The following is a 20,102-nucleotide window of genomic DNA, read 5'->3' as shown; positions in this document are numbered from 1 at the left end:
GCTCTCCGCCTATAAAAAAAACTCCCGGGACCATGACATCCATGATAATCATAGACGTCTGCATGGCCATCGGGAGATGGGAGGTTAATTATTTTATCGTCTGACTATTCTACTCCAGCGATTTCAGCACAACCAGCGCAAGATCGCTAATATCTAAAATACCATCGCCGTTCAAGTCCAGCATCCGATTGCTATCATCGAGCGGCTTGCCAAGTTGCTTGGCGATGAGTGCAGCATCCTGGGCATCGACCTTATGGTCTTTGTTCAAGTCTTCTGCAGCGTACCCAAACTGGACGCCGAGCTTCATATCATCAGACATGGAATAGGATAGCTTGGTAATGTCTGCATTCTTATCCGTAAATAACGATTGTTTACTTACAACTAGGTTCGCTGAATCGGCAAACTGTTTGGACTTCATTGTAATTTTGGCGATGTCTACAGTTCCGCCGAGCGCCCGTTCGCCGAACTGAGTGGCAATAATGTTGACTTTGCCCTTTTCGCTAACCTGATTCCAGCCTAAATAGGCATTGGAAGCAGAGCCGAAGCTGTTGGCCATTTGCACATCCACTATTTCGAAAAGAGTTGGATCAAATTCAAGCGCTGCCTGCACAGCGTACAGGTCAGTAACATCCTGAGCTTGCAAGGTCACGTTAAAGGTGTCCCCGACGTTAATTTCACCATTCGCCTTAAGTTGTAAGCTTCCTGGTGATTGCCCCTCAAAGGTTACATGATCATAATATCCGATCATCATATTCCATCCTGAAGAGTACAAGCCAATTCGTGTATATGCCGCTTGCTCCGGAGCCACCCCAGTTGCAGCGAGGTCGATCCATTCCTTTTGCGGCATGCCTTTGATCACAGTTCCGTTAGCCGTACCTATCTCTTTGCCTGACTTATCATAAAAATATAATACAATGCCTGAGTCATCCGTTCTTGTACCTTCGATCAGTCCCTGCTCAATATACAGCTTGGCTGCAGCTGTATATTCCCCGCTGCGAACTACCGGAATAGGATCACTAAGGTAAGTTCCTACACCTTTATCGTTCTTATCGATAATTTTCAAGCTTTGGCCCGTCTCCCCACAATAGCTTTGCTCGTTCGAAAGGCTAAATTCAACACTCGAAGCTGCACTGACATTGCTCCAACCCGGAATCGTTCCATCCGCATTAAGCGGTTCCTCGAAGCAGCTATTTCTGACTGGCAACTGTACGCTGGTTGACTCGGTAATTGGAATCATCATCAGCTTTGTTTTATCGGTATAATAGATTTGTTCATGCCCCTCAGCATCCTTGGCCAGCGTCATGAAGCTCATCTCGAAGTTACTCGGGGTAAGGGAGCGATACTCCAATGTATCCGGATCGACTACAGTCATCCGATTTGCCAGTCCGGCGTAGAGCAATCCGTCTTCACCCCAGCGGAAGTAGTATGGACGCCACATTCCGTAATCCTTCACATCAGTGTAAATATTCTTCTGTTTCACGATGGAGAGATCATCTGGGTTCAAAGCGAACAAAATCCCGTCTACGCCGCCCCAGAGTAATCCATCCGGACCAAAAGTGAGGCCGCTGATCATACGATGTGTTCCCAAGTCCTTCAGCGTTGTGAGCGGAGTGTGCATCGTCATTGCTTTTTTCTCAATATCCCAGACAAATACTTCCGGGTCATTCTTCGGCATATCCGTGTTCAATCCACCGGACTTCGTAGTTGAACCATAGATTTTCCCATCCTTATAAGCAAGGCCTATAATGCTATGGTCTTTGATAATATCTCGATAGACCTGTTTGTCACCCGTTGCCAAATCGTAAATGGTGAGCGCCCCGCCTAACCTCCCGTAATCCGGAATTGTCCCGATGATCAGCTTGCCGTCGGCGTACTCCATTTTATACGGTCTGTCCTGAGATGATCCGATCGTGAACAGCAGCTTAGGATCGCTCATTTTACCGCCGGTAATGTCCACCTCATAAATATCTCCGCCGGGATAGATCCCGTAATATACTTTATTTCCAACAGAGATAATCCCCTCGGCTTGGCCGATCAAGAAGCTGAAGGATTGATTCGTTCTTGGGTCAAATACTCCGCCATTTCCGCCTGGATAAGCCGACATATATAATCGTCCATCCGTCCCACGTTCCAGGTTGTGAATCGGAATTGGCCCACCCTTGGCAGCAACACCCGGCAGATCCTTGCGAATTCCCTTTTTGACATCCAGAGCCGATAATTTACCATTCGCCTGAATCGTTACAATCGTATGATCCGATGTTAATTCAGGGTCCTTCATATCAACCCAGGCTGCTCCACGCAATGAGGTAGCAAAGCTGATTCCCGTATTTCTCGTCTCAAGCGTCGTTAAATCAACCTCCAGGATGCCTCCATGAGCAGGCACATAGGCTTTGCCATCTGCAACCGGAATTTGATTGTAGCTCATGACTCCTCTGTTACTAACGGGATCAACGCCTATAAATTTATTTTCCCATTTCTTCTTTTCCAAATTGTAATACACCATGACTAGGCCTGATTCTTCTCCACTGGCTTTGACGAATAAATATTTATCCACGACTGCCATGTCATAGGCAAATTCAATCTTTCCATGTTCTATGCCAAGGATACCCGGCACCTCATCAGAGATAACCTCCGAAGCTCCCGTCTCTACGTTCACCTTAACCACTTCGAATGGCAACGCTATACCAGCATAGATATATCCGTCGTGATATGCCATGGAACGAATATAATTATGGCCTGCAAGCAAGGTCCCATAATCCCTCAATTCCTTAGTCTTCGGATTGTATTGGAACAGCTTGCCGTTATCATAAGTGCCAATATAGACATTTCCTAAAGGGTCGGTGGTCATAGACCATACCGATTTCTCGCTGCCCATCACCTTAAGCTTCTGAACTGTCTTGGTCACCGGAGAGTAGCTCCACAGTTCTCCTGTCCCCGATGAAGTAATTGCACCGATATAGACAGTTCCATCCGGTGCAATTACATGTCTCCACGACTGCGCCACACCAGCCAGCTCAAAATCTCGGATCCGCTCATTATTCTTCACGTCAATTACATTAAATACAGCCGGAGTCGTTGAGGCCGTCGTGTATAGAACCTGCTTGTCGTCTTCCACTCCCATAACACCATCATTGATCGATACGGAAGTGATCGGATACCCCATATTCACAGGTGTTCCGAATTTCATTTTTGACAACTTGCTCCCCTGCTCGGAAGCTGCCTGTGCCCCAGATGGCAACAACAAGCTTAGTCCCAGCGCACAAATAAGCAACAAAGCTAGCGAACGATTCCTCACATTGCGTAGGTTCATAAACTGTGTCCTCCTTCGTTCTCATCCAGCAGCTTCGTCAAGATCGCGTCGGTCAGCGTTTCGACATCCGCCTGATCGATTTTGCCGTCGTTAGTTACGTCGAATTTCCAGTTATCATTGGTTACCATTTGCCCGGTCAGCTTGGCTACAGCCATCACATCGTAAAGATCGATCTTACCATCGCCATTCACATCTAGAGAAGCTCTACGGATATAAGTGCTCGCACTCTCATCTCCAGGGCTTATATAAATTTTGTTATTCTGAACGCCATCGGTATCTTGGACACCTGAATCTTCCAGAAGCGTAACATCCACTCTCTCCGTATTACCCAATACTTTAAACTTAACACTGAGTACCTGCTTATCCTCGCTAACAGAAGACCCCTCAGACCTGGATACCTTGAATTTAAGAACCCCTGGTTCATTATTGCTCCATTCTATCGTTGCCGGCTCGCCAGCATTAAAATCATTGGCAACGATCACATCGGCAACCTCTAGTACCACCGGATCATAGGCCAGGCTTCCAAAGGCTGTCTCAACATCAATTCCGCGGCTAAGCAATATCTTAGCTTCAAGAGTCTGATTCGCTAGGATTCCGGTTGGCATTTGCAAATGAAGAGTACCCGGCGCTTTCTGTTCCTGTAGCGAGGTCAAAGTGAAGTCGTCATAAAATGCACCGGACTCAGCCGTAAAATAGTTAGATATAGAGGCTGCTACCCTTGCATACACAGCATTCGCCGGAGCAGTACCTGTCACGGTTACTCGCGTCCATGCCCCAACTTGTCTTAAATGCACGATATTTTCGCCGTCTTTATCCGTATTTACCTGCTTGCCGGTGGCATCATAGAAACGCAGCACCAGGCTCGCTCCGGCCGCATTCCCCGCATTCGGGGCAATATACATCATAGCCGAACCATTATACGTATACCCCGGTGTCACATATCGCGGATCGCTCTGCAGATAGATAGGTAGTGTATTCGATTTGTCTACCAGCTTCAGACTGGAATTGCCATAGTAGCGTACATCCTGCGTTATTTCATAGGATGTTCCGTCATTAGGAGCAAAGAACATGCTCCAGCCCGGAATCGCTCCGTCTGCATTTACCGGCTGCTCAAAGCCATTATTCAGAAGAGGTTCAACGGTATACACCGTCTGAGTCACCGTCTCAATCTGATCGCCTATTCCGGCCAAAAGCTCTGCTTCTTCATCTTCCACAGCCTGTAAATCATCCTGTTCAGTCACAGCTTCATCGGGTTCAATACCTTCTGATTCACCAGATGGCCCCTCCCCAACTTCCCCTGCGTGCCCATCAGTCACAATCTCAGCCTCATCAATGAGCCCCTCAGCGACGCCCGATTGTGATTCCCCCAGTTCGGATTTCTGTCCATTCATCATCATGTCTAGATCGAGTGTGGAAGCCTGAATCGTCGGAGCAGGTACAACCATAAGGGACGGCAGTACCAGCAGTAAAGCTAAGGCTGCCATGCTCCCCATTCTCCCCAGTTGTTTTAATTTGGAGTTTTTCATTCGCGCTTCTCCTCCTTTAGTTCAATTGCTGAAGCATTTTCCAGATGAATACCGCCGTATCCGCGCGATTGGTCGGCTGCTTCGGCATAAAGCGGTTCTGACCGGTACCTGATACAAGCTTCAATTCTCTGGCCATGTTCACGGAATCCTTCGCCCAACTGCTAATCGTCTCATCATCTGTGAACTTCTCAGCAGTGCCGCTGCTGTTCGGAAGTAGTTCTAGACTGCGCAAGGCATTCATGACAATGACAACCATCTGCTCACGGGTCACTGGGTCGTTCGGTCTGAACGTGCCGTCACTAAATCCGTTAATAATGGCAAGCTTATTCAAGACAGCTACATCCTTGGAATACCATGCCTCTGTTCCTACATCAGAATAGGCGCTCTTAGCTTGATCAGCCGAATCAAGCAAATCCAGATTAAGCGCTCTCACGATCATCGAAGAAAATTCAGCGCGAGTCACTTGTTTGCTTGGCGAGAATAACGTGTCTGATGTACCGTTCACAATATGTTTTGCTGTTAATACTTCAACTGCGTATTTGGCTTCCGCATAGATTCCTGCGGTATCCGTGTACGGCCTGGAGTATTCCATGATGCGGTAAGAACCCGCCTGCTTCGCGGCAACTGTAAATTTCCCAGCATCGATCTGATGCACCGTGCCTCGTACATAATCCCAGGTTCCAGAAGTCTCGTTATAACGATACACGCCCAGCTTGTTGACATCCCGTCCAGACAGCGTATATTCCATCACCGCTTTTAGCTGTGCGTTGTCAATTTGCGGAGAATCTATATTCCATTTATGCAGTGAAGCTCTAATACTCTGAAGCAATGAATCATATTGAGACAAATCGGCGGCGGAAATAACGTAGACGGTATCTACACCCGTTCCCTCCTTGTTTGCAGGTACCACGGAAAGTCCTGCAACCGTTGCCTCGGCCGCCTGAAGCAAAGCCTCCTTCTCTACGGCTGATAGCTCTGATTTCAATCCGCTAAGCAGCGCCTGCAGTTTCTCTGCAGCTTTCATCGGATCCTTTTCATTCAAAATGGCTTTTGCTCCATCGATGATGGTAGGTGCTGACGCTGCAGGCTTATCACTAGAACTTGTCGAACTCGTCTGCCCGCTGCTATAATCCGGCGCTTTACCATCCTGTTTGGCGATTTGGATGACGATCGCTTCGCCAGCTTCTGATGTAAGCCCTTTCAAATCTTTGTATCCTTGTTGATTCGTTTGCCGTTCACTACCCACTGCTTTTATCCGCCGGATTTGAACTTCCACACCCTTATCCTTCAGCGCTCTAAAAGTGACATCTGCCAGATGGACTGAAGCTTGTGGGTTAGGCTGCAGCTGCTTCCTTGCTAAGGGTAAGTAAAGCTCCCCTTTTGCAGCGTCAATCTGATATGCATCAAAGGAATCATATGCCTCACCGGCTTTCACATCTTGCACTTGTAAAGCTTGGGCGTCATAAGCTAGCATAACTTCAACGGCGAACAGATCCTCGAACTGCTCTCCGTTAATCTGCAGCTTGAACGTATCTCCGACGCGAATATTGCTGACATTGCCGCTAATTGTTATCTTCGAGCTTTCAGCCGCCCTTACCCCCGTACTGCCATAAGTAAATACAGTTGAGCTTATCAGGATCAAGCATAGGGCAAAAATCATTTTTTTCATCCTAACTTCCCCTCTCTTCGGATCAAACATGGAATTCCTAATCATGAATCTATCATTTACCGGATTACCACCTCCCTTCGCAGCCTCGCAACAGCCTGCACATAGGAATCAGCAGCTATTGCGGGGCATTAAGGAGTACAGAATGATAACACTAGAATCGATCCATCACTTCACAGTTATTCATTTGTATTTTGCTTACGATATTCACTCGGAGAAATACCGTAATATTTCTTGAAGGTCGTTGTGAAAGTAGAAGAGTTCAAATACCCTGTCTTCTCCCCGATTTCACCGATCGTCAAGGATCTGTCCTTCAGCAGTTCTTTGGCATGGGACAGCCTTACTTTGTTGAGATATTCCACGTAGTTGACCCCAAATGTCTTCTTGAAATAGCTTGAAAAATACTTTGGCGAAGTCTCCACGATCTCTGCGATATGATCCAGATATAAATTCTCCATATAGTGCAGCTCGATATACTGCGAAATAAAGCTCGGATTAAGCCGGTTCGTATCCTCGGGCTTGCTATGCTTGGCAATATGTTTTGCCGCTTCTATTAGGGTGTTCTCTATATCCAGATAATCATGCGCGAAATCGATTCTCTGCAGAAATTGCTGCTCCAGCTTATACAAATCATCATCTGTGCCCGCCGTCTTATTAGCGTGCCTGAGCATGTACAGGAACATCGTCTTCGCGATATGCGCCATCTGATGGTGATGAACATTCCGATTCGCATTCTCCCCGAGCGTCTCGGAAATGATCTCCTTCGCTTCCTGCAGCTTACCGTTCGCCATATAGTTCGAGAGCTTCTCTATTTTATCGAATGGGAAATACAGACTCCATCCGAAATGAATTTTCTCGGCATCCTGAACATGGGACGACTCTTTCACATTTCTGTATAGCAGACCATCCATAGCGCTGCGGTAAGCCAGCTTATAATTTTTCAGCTCGGTCGCATACAACTTGCTTACACTTGCCCATACGGAATAGCCCTGCAGCTCCGCCTGTTCCAGACTTATGCACAGCCGTTGCAATTGCTTCAACAGGGCGGCCCGATTAGCAGGCTGCTCCAGGCCAATGACCACTACGAAATGCAGATTCTTATCATAGAACACTAGCACCTCGCCATTTACTTGACGCAGAGCCGCATTTAGTACCTCCGTAATGCTCTCCACCGTCATAGACGGCGGCTGATCCTTGGTCTTCGGATCCAGATGCACCATGGTCAGTACAAAATACTTACTGCATAAAATGTCGCTATAACTGCTTTGCAGAAGCGAATTATGCTCGCTGGAGTAAGCGTGTTCATCGACCGTCTGAAGAAAGACGCTGCGCCTCGCTTCTGACTCCGCAAGCTTCAATTGTTCCTTCGTAGTGTCGATCTCCATTTGCATTTTGACAACACCGCTCAGAATTTTGCGGAAATCATTACCCCGACTCGTACCGCCAAGCTGACGGATAATCTTCTTAACCGGTCGATTCAAATAAATGCTCAGAAGCACAGATAGAAGTACCGCGCAAATGATCGCCGACATCATAATCATCTCGTTCGCTTCAACGACAGAATCGATATTCTGGAACTGATACGGTACTTTATTGATATAGATGAAATCGTTAAATTCCGATTTATAGAAATTGTATTGATAATCTTCTCTCTTCAATGAACCTTCCTGAGACGAATTGAAATAGACCTCGTCGAGCAATCCTGATAAATCGGTGTCTGCGTCTGTACTCAGCACTACACTGCGGTCTTGATCGAGTACAATTAGCGAAGCACCAGGGATCATCAGCTTCTGGTTCACATGCTTCAGCAGTGCCGCCTCATCGATAAGAATAATGATGTTCTTGTTCGATATGCGGATCTTATTACCGCCAACGGCGACCATTAGCTTCTTCCGCTGCCACGATGAATTCGTGGCCACCTTAAAATTTTGTCCAGGCATCAGCTTAAAGCTGTTCTTGCCCCGGATATACGAACGCCAGTAGCTCTCGTTATACAAGTCATGCTTATATTTCTTCTCGAATAACTGACTTAGGCTGCTCGTACCTACCGAGGTGATGGCCAGATCCATATCATCGTAGAACACAATCACATCCTCGATGAAGTCCACGGAAGATGCAAGTGAAGAAATGCTGTCCTGCATCGTATATACCTTGGCCATATCAATACGCCCATCCTCCTCCGATTCCAGGCTGCTATAAGGAAGGCCATGAATCGTATGGATGATGTTGTTGACCGAGCGGAAGCTGTTGTCGAAGGACTGAATCATCGTTCTTACCGACAGCGTATTGTTCTGTGCAACCTTCTCGTAAATACCTGAGATCGAATTCTTGAATACAAAATAATTGGATACATACATGATGCCGATGACTAAGAGCAGCGAACAAAAGATTTGCACGATACCCAGATTAGTAAAAAAACGCTTCAAGTCATAGTCATCCTTTCTCCTTGTTGTTTATCCAATTAATTATACATGAAGTAGACTCATCCCTTCTCGGCACCGATCATAACGCCCGAAGCAAAATATTTCTGAGCAAATGGATAGATCATCAAGACAGGGATCATCGACAGGATGATCGTGGCATTCTTCTTCGCCTGAGGCGCGAGTGCAGCCGCATCAACCAAGCTAGAACGGTTCCCCTCATCAAAGATGAGCATATCCCGAAGCACAACCTGAAGCGGATACAAGGTTGAATCATTCAAATAAATCATCGGCAAGAAGTAGCTGTTCCAGTGCCCCATGAAATAAAAGAGTGCGATTGACGCCAGCGCTGGTTTGGATAGTGGAATCACGATATTGAACAGTATCCGATATTCAGAAGCACCGTCAATGAGCGCCGCTTCACGGACCTGATCAGACATGCCCTCATAGAAGCTCTTCAGAATGATCAGTTCCATCGTCCATATCGCATTCGGAATAACGAGCGCCCACACCGTATCAGTAAGACCAAGCCCTTGAACAATCAAATAGTTCGGAATGATACCCGGATTGAGGAACATCGTTAATACGATGCCAAACATCCAATATTTGCGCCAAATGAAATTAGGACGAGACAGCGGATATGCCGCTATCGCAGTTAGTGCCAGGTTAATAAAAGTACCGAAGCCGGTATAAAAAATAGTATTCAGATACGCTCTCGGAATCCGTTTGTCTTTTAAAACATCCAAGTAAGCATCAAAATTAATTCCTTTAGGAAATAAAGTGATTTTCCCCTGAACAACAGCGGCTGTATCACTTATCGATATTGAGAAAATATAAACAATCGGATAGACGGTAATAATTCCAACGCAGATTAGGAGCAGGGCGTTGATGACTCCGAACAGGTTAAATTTTGATTCTCCTACCATAGCCCCTTACCTCCAGCCTTTTTACTTATGAAGTTAGCCGACAGCAGCATGATCATGGCGATTAATGCTTCAAACATGCCAACAGCGGCGGCATAACTGTAATTAGACTCAATCAGACCTTTTCTGTAAACATAAGTAGAGAATACATCCGCCACTTCGTATGTTGTCGGCGTATAGAGAAGCAATACCTTCTCGTATCCGATTTGCAGCATTTTGCCTGTTTTCAAAATGAACATAATGAGAATCGTCGGCATTAAACTTGGAAGCGTAATATTCCATAGACTCTTCCATCTGCTGCACCCATCCACCCTGGCAGCTTCATACAACGTCGGGCTAATTCCAGCGACAGCAGCGAGATAGATGATGGCGTCATAGCCGGCGGTAGCCCAAATATCCGACGCGACGTAAATGGTACGGAACCATTCAGGCGCAATCATAAAGTAAATTTTCTCGAATCCAAGCGCGACCATCAGCTTGTTAATCAATCCGGTGCTAGGAGACAAGAAGTCAATAACCATACTGCAAATAATGACGATCGACAAAAATGCCGGCAAATAGGTAAGCGTCTGAATCGATTTTTTTAACCACTTCACCCGCAACTCATTAAGCGAAATAGCCAAAAGAATCGGAATCGGAAACCCGAATATCAAGGTGAAAAAACCTAATGTTAGCGTATTTTTGAATAGAAGCAAGAAATCATCACTCGAGAAAAACTTGACAAAATGCTTCAGACCGACCCATTCACTACCAAAAATGCCTTGAAATACGTTATAGTCCTTGAATGCTATCGTTAATCCAAACAACGGACCGTACCGGAAAATAATATAAAACACAAGGCACGGCAGAAAGAGAACCAATAGCTGTCTGTCCCGTTTGATATGATCCCACGTCGAACTAAGCGATGTAGAGAACCGGGAGCCGCGTGGTGGCTTATTCAGTGTGAGGACCTTCTCCGTGTTAGGGTTTGGCACGTTTCTTCTCCTCCTGGATGTTGGCGAATGGCATTTCGGGCTTGAAGCCATTTAACCCGTCATGCCATTCACCACCCTATTATCTGTTTTCTATTTATTTATTGGCGTCATAGCGTTTTTGGGCCTGATTGTATACATCGGCATATTTACTTGCGCCCATCTTCTCAGCCGTTGTCAGCCAGTCATTCCATTCCTTGTCCCCATAATTCTTATTAAGAATGTACTTGGCGTTGAATTCTTCCATCGATTTGATAATCGAGGTTTGCAGTTCAGCAACCGTTGCAGTTTCTTCCTCGGTTAGATTAAGTACAGGATCGAGCGGTTCAAATTTGTTGCCAGATAGTATCTTATCCTGAGCTTCTTGTTCTTTCTCAGTAAAGTTATAGTATACAGAACGATGATCCGGGTTCAGGTACATTCCTTCCACCCACATCCCATAATGATCTTCCAACGCTTTAATATCTACATTCGGAAGATCAGCGAGCTCTGGATATACCGGCTTTCCGTTCTCATCAAAGTTGAAGTTAACACCCTCGATACCAAGCGTAATCAACTCAGCGCCCGATGGACTCGTCAGATAATCAAGCAATTTAAGTGCTGCTTCTTTATTCTGGTTATTGGAAACTGCCATCGAGAAATCTGCATCGATTTTTGGCAACGTACGGATGTGACCTGTAGGTCCGACCGGATTGCCGTAACGCAGATCATATTCTGGATTTTCCGAGCTTACTTGGTTATAGAACAGATCTAGACGGCCGATCCAGTCCCAAGTGACAAAAGATTTGTCGGTCGTCATCTTGGCTGTCCAGGATTCCGGCGTATCGGTCAAGAATTCTTGATCGAGCAAGCCTTCGTTGTACAGTTTTTTCAAGAAATCTAGCATATCCTTGTATTGTGGCTGAGTACCTGCAAATTTCCAGGTGCTATCGGATTCATCATAATAGGCAGGGTAGGTTAAGCCCCCGATTCCCCAACCGTAAGCAAGATCTCTGAAGATATCTCCCTTGGTTTTAGAAGCCATCGGATAAGAATCAGGGTAGATCTCTTTCAATTTCTTCAACGCCTGATAGAATTCTTCGGTATTGGTCCACTCAGGAATGTTATTTTTATCGAAAATATCTTTTCTGTACATCATCCCATGGTTCACGTCACGGTTCATGTTGTAAATCGGCCAGGTGTAGAGTTTTCCATTCTCATCACCATATGAATTCACGACCCATGGATTCTCATCAATGTACAATTTTTTGAAGTTCGGCAGCATATCTACATAGTCATTAATAGCCACTACCGCTTTTTGCTGACCAATTTTCTTCAGTTCATCCGGTCTGAGTCCATTGAAAATATCAGGCAGTTTCCCGGATGCGACAACTAAACGAAGCTTATCTTCATAAGTTGTTGCGGAATAGCTTTGGAAATCTACTGTGATCCCCGTACGCTTCTCAATTTCCTTAGCAATCAGCTTGTCGTTTAGCTGAAAATCACTAACAACCATCCAAGTGAGCTTCGTCGGCTTATCCACTAACGGGAGCTTCAATCCGCCAGTATCACCATACTGATTGCTAGTATCTTCCACTACTGTGTTGCTTGGAGTGTTGCTAGCTCCTCCGTTCTTGTCTCCGTTTGAAGCGCTCCCATTTTTGCCGCCGCCTGAACCACATGCAGCCAGCAGTGTACTTGCCATAATCAGAACAAGTACCATACTGAGAATTCTCTTTGACATTTTTTTGCCTCCCCTTGTGATAGGTGATAATTCACTATGTCCGAGTCTCTCGTATCGGACAATTCAAATTGTAGGATGGGGGTTAACACCTCGTAAATAAAGCGTTTTCATCAACCGCAATTTTTCGGTATAAAAAATTATAAAAAAACGCAAAAACCTTGATGCACCAGGCATTTTCGAATATGGAAAATGCTAAAGAGGTGGAAAATGCTATATAGGTGTTTTCTTTTTTTTGCTTTTTCCGCATTTTCCGAATTTCTACCCCTTAAATCGATGAAGAGATAACCAGTAAAATACTCCAATTCCTTACAGGCAGACTGGATTTCCTGACTTTCTGCTCTCCTCAGCCGCTTCAACAAAACGAATGACCTCCAGCGTCTCCTGCCACCGAAGCGGAGGAATTCGGGTCTGGAACAAAATCATAATCTGTTCGAGCAGACTAGCATAAAAGGGCTTGGCTGCAAAATCGATCTCGATCGATGAGGTTTGTCCCTGTCGGTGAATTTCCGCACTGAACGGAGTTCCCGGCTGGCGGCTGAGCCTGACCGTTCCCACACGTCCATCTCTCCAGACTGCTGAAATATGTTCCACCTCTTCCGCTCTTGTTACATTTACCTCCACACAGTTGCTGCCCATGATACCATACAACAGCTCAATAGAATGTATTCCATACCAGTAATAGTAGGATTGCGTCAGCTCGACATCCAAAGGTCCGCCGACATCGGCGCTAATTACAGATGCGGTGCCATACAAGGCCAGATCTTCTGTAATTTGCTGGGCATATCTTAGGGTCGAGCTGCTCATCAGCGGAACCTGATGCTCCTGGGCGATACGGAATATCTCCTCCGCCTCTGGGCTGCATAAAGCCAGTGGTTTATCGATAAAAACCGGCTTGCCATAGGGAGCGATCCGCTTGAATTGCTCCAGATGCACCCGTCCATCCGCCGACGTAAGCAGTATGGCGTCGCAGTTTGCCGCAATCTCCTCTGGACTATCCATTCGGCTTACGCCATATTCGGTCTCCAGCGTGGCCATAAAGCCCTGAACTCGATCTGCGCTTAGCGCAAAATCCTCTGACCCGCCTAAAAAAGCTGCTACAACCTTCCCGCCCGGAATATGATTCACATCGGACGGGTCGTTGAGCAGCCTGGTAAATGCAACGGAATGAGAGGAATCCGTACCTATAATTCCAATATTCAAGTGTTCCACCCTTGCTTTCCCCTTTCCAGACTGTTTATTAGTTTGCAGATAATCTCTGTAATGCTATAGCTGCAAGTAGGGCTGCACCAAGCGGAATACATTCTTCATTCAATTCATATTTCGGATGATGAAGTCCATAAGCACTGCCTGCGTTAACGCTAGGACCTGAGCCCAGCCAGAAGAAGCAGCCTGGAACATGCTGCAAATACACAGAGAAGTCCTCCCCAGCCAAGGTCGGAGGGGCCTCGATTCGGCGTTCAGCACCAATCGCACGGTCGATTACCTGTTCAACATGTCGGTTGCATTCCTCATCATTGACTAGTACCGGGGTTTGCTCGATATACTTCAGCTTCGCCTGGCACTTATATCCTGTGGCGATTTGCTTGACGATCCGCTCTATTCTCTCCGGCATTTGCTTCTGAACCTTGGCATCAAAGGTGCGAATCGTTCCGGTCATCTCCGCGTAATGTGGAATGACGTTATTTGCCTCGCCTGACTTGATGCTGCCGATCGTGACGACAACCGGATCAAAGGGCGATACCTCACGACTGACAATACTCTGTAGTGCCATGACGATATTCGAAGCACATACGACGGGATCTATAGATTGATCCGGAATCGCTCCATGCCCGCCGCGGCCTTCCAAATGAATCTCGATGCGGTCCACCGAGCCCATCAAGGAACCGTATCGCGTAGCTGCCAGTCCTGCCGAAAGTGTCGGAAGATTATGCAGTCCGTAGATTTCATCAACGCCATCAAGCGCGCCCTGTTCAATCATCGCCTTCGCTCCTGCATTAATCTCCTCAGCCGCTTGGAACAAAAAGCGCACAGTGCCCTTTACTTCTTTATCGGCAAGCAGCTCCGCCGCGCCTAGTAAAATAGCCGTATGCGCATCATGCCCGCAGGCATGCATAATCCCCGGGCGCGTGGAAGCAAAATCCAGCTCCGCTTCCTCATGAATCGGCAGAGCATCCATATCCGCCCGCAGCGCAATAACCGGCCCCGGCTGCTCCCCTTTCAATTCGGCGACGAGCCCAAAGCCGCCAACCCCGCTGCGGAAATCAATTCCGAGCTGGCTAAGCCTCTGCACTACCTTCGCAGCCGTCTCCGACTCCTGCAAGCTTAACTCGGGATGGCGGTGCAGATCTCTGCGAAATGCAATCAGTTCCGCCTCTAGCTGCTTGCCCTCTTGAACGAGTGATGATAAGTCCATCTTCATCTCTCCTCTTTTTCATACAGCTCTTTCATAATTTTCTTGCCTGTAGGGGTCTGTGCAAGCCCTCCCAGCGCTGTCTCGCGATGCTTCTCTGGCATCATGCTGCCGACTTCCAGCATCACATCAATGACTTCATCTGAAGGAATAACGCTTCTGATGCCGGCCAATGCCATATCCGCCGCGGCCATCGCCGTAACCGCGCCGAATCCGTTCCTGACGATGCAGGGTATCTCTACTAATCCGGCTACCGGATCACAAATAAGACCCAGCGAATTTTTCAGCGCCAAACCTACCGCATGCACTGCCTGCTCGGCCGTTCCTCCACGCAGCTCGACTAGGGCTCCCGCGGCCATGCCGATAGCAGAGCCTACCTCAGCCTGGCATCCGCCTTCGGCCCCAGATACGAAGGAGTTATTAGCGATAACATAACCGATTGCCCCCGCACTGAACAAGCCCTGAACCATATGCTCATCGCTCCATCCAAACCGTTCCTGTGAGCTGACGAACACCCCTGGGATAATCCCGCAAGAGCCTGCTGTCGGAGTAGCAATAATCCTTCCCATTGATGCATTTACCTCAGATACCGCCAAGGCATAAGCCATCGCGGTGCAGGCTTCCTCTCCAAGAGAAGGCATGCCCTGCTGTAAATAAGAATGGACTCGCCCAGCATCTCCGCCGGTTAATCCGCTGCGGGGCTGCATCTCGCCCTGTATCCCCTTTTGAACGGCCTCTTTCATAACTTCATAATACGCTGTCATCTGCTGGACGATCTGCTGCTCTGTCTTCCCCGTCTCAGCAGCCTGCTCTGTGACCATCAACTGCCCGATCGTGGCCGCTTCTTGCTCACATAGCCGAATTAACTGCTCTAAATTAGCAAACCTCATCCCCGATCCCCCTTAGCGCCAAGATGAATAAGACGAACCCTGTGAACATCCGGTAAGCTGCAAATTCTCTCGATAAATTCACAATCTAATATCTCATCGCACTCGATCACGGTCAGAGCATCTCCACTTCTCGACTTCCGGTCGACTTCCATAAAACCGATATTGGTGTTGGAATGCTTGAATATATCTGTCATCTCGGCCAAAATACCGCGTCGGTCGGAGTGAAAGATCAGCAACGTCGGATAGATCGCCGTAAATTTAACGTCAAAATCGTCGATACTCACGATCTCTATATTTCCGCCACCGATGGAGCTGCCCGTTACAACGATTTTATGCTCCCCCCGCCGCAAGATCATCGTTGCGGTATTGGGATGCACTCCGCTCTTCTGGATGGAGCGAATCTTTACCTTCATCCCAGCTATTTCAGCCTGCTCAAAGGCCTCCCTGATTCGCAGATCATCCGTATCGTAATCAAGCAAACCGGCAATAATCGCCAGATCCGTTCCATGACCGCGATAAGTTGCCGCAAAGGAACCATAGAAAATAATCTCCACCTGCTCCGGCTGTTCCCCAAGAACATGACGGGCTGTTCTCCCCAGCCGCACAGCGCCTGCGGTATGAGAGCTGGAGGGGCCCACCATGCTCGGACCGATAATGGAGAATACATCCTTGAATCGCATGCTTGAGCCCTCCTTAATTATTTGTGTTCAAGCCATTCAGTCAGATGCACAGCCACAAATTCGTCGTCGTGCAAATGAGGATAGTCCCGGTACACGCGGTCGATTTCCTCCATCTGACCCGGTGACAGCTCCTCGTGCGGGTTCAGACACCAGATGCCCCGCATCAGACCTTGGCGACGCAACACTTCATGAATACCCGGAATACAGCCAGCAAACTGATGGGCAGGATCAAAAAAGGCTGCATTGGTATCCGTCACCTGAATGTTGCGGGTTAACCATTCTTTCGCGATTTCGCCATGAACGCGGGCAAGCTTGATTTCTTCCAGCAGTTCAACGGCTTTTTTCGTCCAGACTGCCCAATGACCCAGCAAACCACCAACTACAGCCTTTTCGACAACTTCTCCATTTACTTCAAAACGGTAGGTTGTCAGCAGATCATTGATGATATTGTCATCATTACCTGTATACAGTGCGATCTCATCCCGTCTGCTTGAATAGCATATAGCACGAGCTACATCGATGGATTGGTAACGGTTGAACGGAGCCATCTTGATCGCGACCACATTCGGGATCTCGGCAAACTGGCACCAGAAATCAAAGCTGAAGATCCGTCCGCCAACAGACGGTTGCAAGTAGAAGCCGATAACAGGCATAATGCCGGCAACCTGCTTCGTTCTGTCCAGAATATCCTGCTCGCTCCAGTCAACCAGTCCGCCCATACTGAGCAGGACAGCATCGTAACCCAGCGATTGCGCTAACCGTGACTCTTCAACCGCCTGCTCTGTCGGCCCACAGACGCCTGCCACCTTATTAAACGGACGATCGATATTGGCCTTGGCGATCTCCTCGGCAGCCATTCTAAGCACAGGCTCAAACAGATTATGCTCTGGATCACGAATTTCAAATTGGGTGGAATGAACGCCAATCGCAATCCCACCGGCCCCCGATGCAGCATAATAACGGGTTAAAGCCCGTTGATACTTCTCATCCAATCGACGGTTCTCATCTAGCGCCAGAGGATGGGCAGGGATGACCAGGCCCTCGTGCAGCGCTTTCATCAATTCCGGTGAAAGTGTTGTAGCAGCCACTAGAATTTCCCCTTTCTTTCCTGGAAGTGAGTCGGTTTGTTCCATGTCGATCCTCCGGCTTCAACCCATTCGGCCATCCAATCGATCATTTGCAGCAAGGATACCGCAGGGTAGCCGAAGCGCTGATGTGACTTCGAGGCATTGTTAAGTAGCGCCAGCTCGGATTCCGTTCCTTCGAAGATCGCTTCCTTACCAAGCCGCTTGGCGAATTCCTCGGCAGCCCAGCGGATCGACATCGTCTCCGGCCCGGTGATATTCATAATGCTTGGCGGATTTGTGCATTCCGTCAGGCAGCGCAGCGCCATCTGGTTGGCATCCCCCTGCCAGATCACGTTCGCATGCCCCATCGTTAGATTGATCGCCCGCTGCTCATGGACGGACTTGGCGATTTCGAGCAATACACCATAGCGCATATCAATCGCGTAATTCAAGCGATAGAACAGCATCGGCGTTCCGTTCTTATGTGAATGGTATTCAAAAATGCGCTCCCGCCCCAAGGTTGATTGGGCATATTCACCGATCGGTTCCGGTGTGATCGATTCACTGGCGCCGCCGCTGCCGACCGACATAAATGGATAGATGTTCCCCGAAGAGAATACGACGATACGCGAATCCTTATATTTCTCAGCCACTCTGCCTGGCAAATACGTATTCATCCCCCAGGTGAAATGCTCCCGGCCTGTAGTTCCAAATTTATTGCCGGCCATATAGATGATGTTGTCAGCATGGGGCAGCTTCATCAGTTCCGCATCGTTCAACAGGTCACAGGAAATTGTCTCAATGCCTGCATCCTCCAGCTCGCGTCTTGCCTCTTCATTGGAGAATCGCGATACGCCGATGATGCGCTTGTTCAAGCCGCCCTCACGTACAGCGTTTTGCGCCAATCGGGCTAGACTAGGGCCCATTTTTCCGCCTACACCAAGAATCAGGATATCTCCTTCAATTGTAGATAAGTCCTTAACCAATGCCTCGGAGGGCTCAGCCAATTTTGCTTCCAATTCCTCAATTGTTCTCAAAGCATTTTCCCCTTTCATCAGTGGATCTGTCTCCATCATAACGACAGGGAGTATATAAAGACAAATCTTTAAATAGTCTTTAAATAGTTAGAAAATTTAAATCATAGCCTTATCTCTCAAGAATGAAAAGCGATAAATTTGCCGTGGCCGTCCCTTTGGCACCTTCTCCATCCCGGCAATATCAACAAGCCCGTTATCGATCCAGAGCAGCAGCAGCCGGTGGGCACTTCTAACTGTAATATCAAGCAAAGCAGCAAGCTCATGTACCGTATATTCATATTTGCCGAATTTCGCCGTATAAGACAGCAGCTTACTCAAATAAGCGCTTGTCATCCCCGCTTCCTCCGCCTGCTTGATTAAGCCCGAGTAAGTTGGGGATAGCACAGTCTGTATGGGATCCGACATTTCCAGCGGCCCGATCAGCGTCTGATCTTCGCGAATAATGAAGCAGGTATTCCCGCCAGCTTCCCTCGATTTGCGCAGCGCGGCCCGTGCGTTGGTTCCCGCTTCATTGGCCGTGGTTCCAAACCCTACTCCAAAGCTAAGGGAAATCCCAAAGGACTGGTTAGCATCCTTGGCCAGCGGAATCGTCTTGTAACCGCCGGTTTCTCGCTCGAAGATGCCTCGAGTCGTAAAAAATAAATACTCATCGCCGCCGATCGGCGTCAGGTAGCCATCCAGCGACTCAACATAATCCAATACCATGCGGTGGATGTCGAGCTTCAGCTTCTGCACCTCATGCTCGCTGCCGCGCTTCATCACAAGCTTCCCGAACTCATCAACCTTAATCATGCCCACTACAATTTGTGATTCCTTCATCCGCCGTGATTCCGTAGACAGCAGCGCACGCTCCAAGGTCACGCTCATATCCTGATCCGATGGAACCAGCCATTCATTGGCAGCACCAGCAGCGGATAACCTGCGGGCCACCGATTCTACCCCTGTAATCGCCAGAGAGCAGGCCCCGGCATTCAGCTGTTGTTGGTGAAAAGCAAACAGCTTGTCCGCTGAAGCATGTGCAGGACCATTGTAAAGAACGATCTTCGCCTGCTCGATACCGAGATCCTGAAGGGCGTTCATGACCATCGTCTTGGTCAGTGAATCGATGGAGATACCGCCATCCAGACGTCCGGTATGCTGGGCTCGAAACAGCGTCCTGTACAGCCCTGCCCCGGTCAACGGAACATAGTGCACTGGAATCGTTAGATTGACTTTCTCCTTCACCTTGCGGTGCGATTGCGCGCCGAACAGAATCAGCGCCTCTACCTCTGTCATCAGCAGCTCAGCAGCTGCGGGAATCTCGCCTTCGTCCTGCACGATCTTCACCGCCGGCATAAACGTCGGAAACGCCTTGAGCACTTTTAGCAGCTTATCTACAACGGGCTGAATGCCAATAATACCAATCTTGATTTGCATGGATAAGGTTCCTCCTCTATCTATGGCAAAATGAAATTTTCTTAATCATACTACAGGACTCCA

General features: G+C 47.9%; 14 protein-coding genes. All 14 read right to left on the bottom strand.

Features of this window, described 5'->3' with window-relative positions:
- Positions 1–109: 109 nt before the first annotated feature.
- A complete protein-coding gene (locus ABD014_RS06645; RefSeq protein ID WP_343859006.1) occupies positions 110–3,310 on the bottom strand; it encodes a cohesin domain-containing protein in 3,201 nt (1,066 codons plus the stop codon).
- A complete protein-coding gene (locus ABD014_RS06640) occupies positions 3,307–4,836 on the bottom strand; it encodes a dockerin type I domain-containing protein (protein ID WP_343859004.1) in 1,530 nt (509 codons plus the stop codon). Before ABD014_RS06640 ends, ABD014_RS06645 begins: the two co-directional genes overlap by 4 nt.
- Positions 4,837–4,852: 16 nt before the next feature.
- On the bottom strand, positions 4,853–6,505 hold the full coding sequence (locus tag ABD014_RS06635) for an S-layer homology domain-containing protein (protein WP_343859001.1): 1,653 nt from the start codon (positions 6,503–6,505) through the stop codon (positions 4,853–4,855).
- A 176-nt stretch (positions 6,506–6,681) separates the two neighbouring features.
- Positions 6,682–8,928: a helix-turn-helix transcriptional regulator gene (locus tag ABD014_RS06630; protein ID WP_343858998.1), complete on the bottom strand. Its 2,247-nt coding sequence runs from the start codon at positions 8,926–8,928 to the stop codon at positions 6,682–6,684.
- Between the two features lie 56 nt (positions 8,929–8,984).
- Complete coding sequence (locus tag ABD014_RS06625) at positions 8,985–9,848, bottom strand: carbohydrate ABC transporter permease (RefSeq protein WP_251408447.1); 864 nt, start codon at positions 9,846–9,848, stop codon at positions 8,985–8,987.
- The gene (locus ABD014_RS06620) at positions 9,842–10,819 is read right to left on the bottom strand and encodes an ABC transporter permease (RefSeq protein WP_379337857.1); all 978 of its coding nucleotides are present in this window, start codon (positions 10,817–10,819) and stop codon (positions 9,842–9,844) included. Before ABD014_RS06620 ends, ABD014_RS06625 begins: the two co-directional genes overlap by 7 nt.
- 94 nt (positions 10,820–10,913) lie before the next feature.
- Positions 10,914–12,539, bottom strand: coding sequence for an extracellular solute-binding protein (locus ABD014_RS06615; protein WP_343858992.1), 1,626 nt, complete (start codon positions 12,537–12,539; stop codon positions 10,914–10,916).
- A 306-nt stretch (positions 12,540–12,845) separates the two neighbouring features.
- The gene (locus ABD014_RS06610) at positions 12,846–13,748 is read right to left on the bottom strand and encodes a Gfo/Idh/MocA family protein (protein ID WP_343858990.1); all 903 of its coding nucleotides are present in this window, start codon (positions 13,746–13,748) and stop codon (positions 12,846–12,848) included.
- Positions 13,749–13,776: 28 nt separating this feature from the next.
- Positions 13,777–14,952, bottom strand: coding sequence for a M20 metallopeptidase family protein (locus ABD014_RS06605; RefSeq protein ID WP_343858988.1), 1,176 nt, complete (start codon positions 14,950–14,952; stop codon positions 13,777–13,779).
- A gap of 2 nt (positions 14,953–14,954) precedes the next feature.
- A complete protein-coding gene (sdaAA, locus tag ABD014_RS06600) occupies positions 14,955–15,839 on the bottom strand; it encodes an L-serine ammonia-lyase, iron-sulfur-dependent, subunit alpha (protein WP_343858984.1) in 885 nt (294 codons plus the stop codon).
- Entirely contained in the window at positions 15,836–16,519 is a 684-nt protein-coding gene (gene sdaAB, locus ABD014_RS06595; protein WP_343858982.1) for an L-serine ammonia-lyase, iron-sulfur-dependent subunit beta, read from the bottom strand. Before sdaAB ends, sdaAA begins: the two co-directional genes overlap by 4 nt.
- A gap of 17 nt (positions 16,520–16,536) precedes the next feature.
- Positions 16,537–17,652, bottom strand: coding sequence for a dihydrodipicolinate synthase family protein (locus ABD014_RS06590; RefSeq protein ID WP_343858980.1), 1,116 nt, complete (start codon positions 17,650–17,652; stop codon positions 16,537–16,539).
- On the bottom strand, positions 17,607–18,623 hold the full coding sequence (locus tag ABD014_RS06585; protein ID WP_343858978.1) for an NAD-dependent epimerase/dehydratase family protein: 1,017 nt from the start codon (positions 18,621–18,623) through the stop codon (positions 17,607–17,609). The genes ABD014_RS06590 and ABD014_RS06585 overlap by 46 nt, the downstream gene beginning before the upstream one ends.
- 96 nt (positions 18,624–18,719) lie before the next feature.
- A complete protein-coding gene (locus ABD014_RS06580) occupies positions 18,720–20,039 on the bottom strand; it encodes a hypothetical protein (protein WP_343858976.1) in 1,320 nt (439 codons plus the stop codon).
- Positions 20,040–20,102 lie beyond the last annotated feature (63 nt).

It is taken from the genome of Paenibacillus motobuensis (assembly GCF_039521865.1).
Classification (GTDB): Bacteria; Bacillota; Bacilli; order Paenibacillales; family Paenibacillaceae; genus Fontibacillus; species Fontibacillus motobuensis.
The sequence above is the reverse complement of the archived record's forward strand: the minus strand, read 5'-3'. Positions and strand labels throughout refer to the sequence as shown.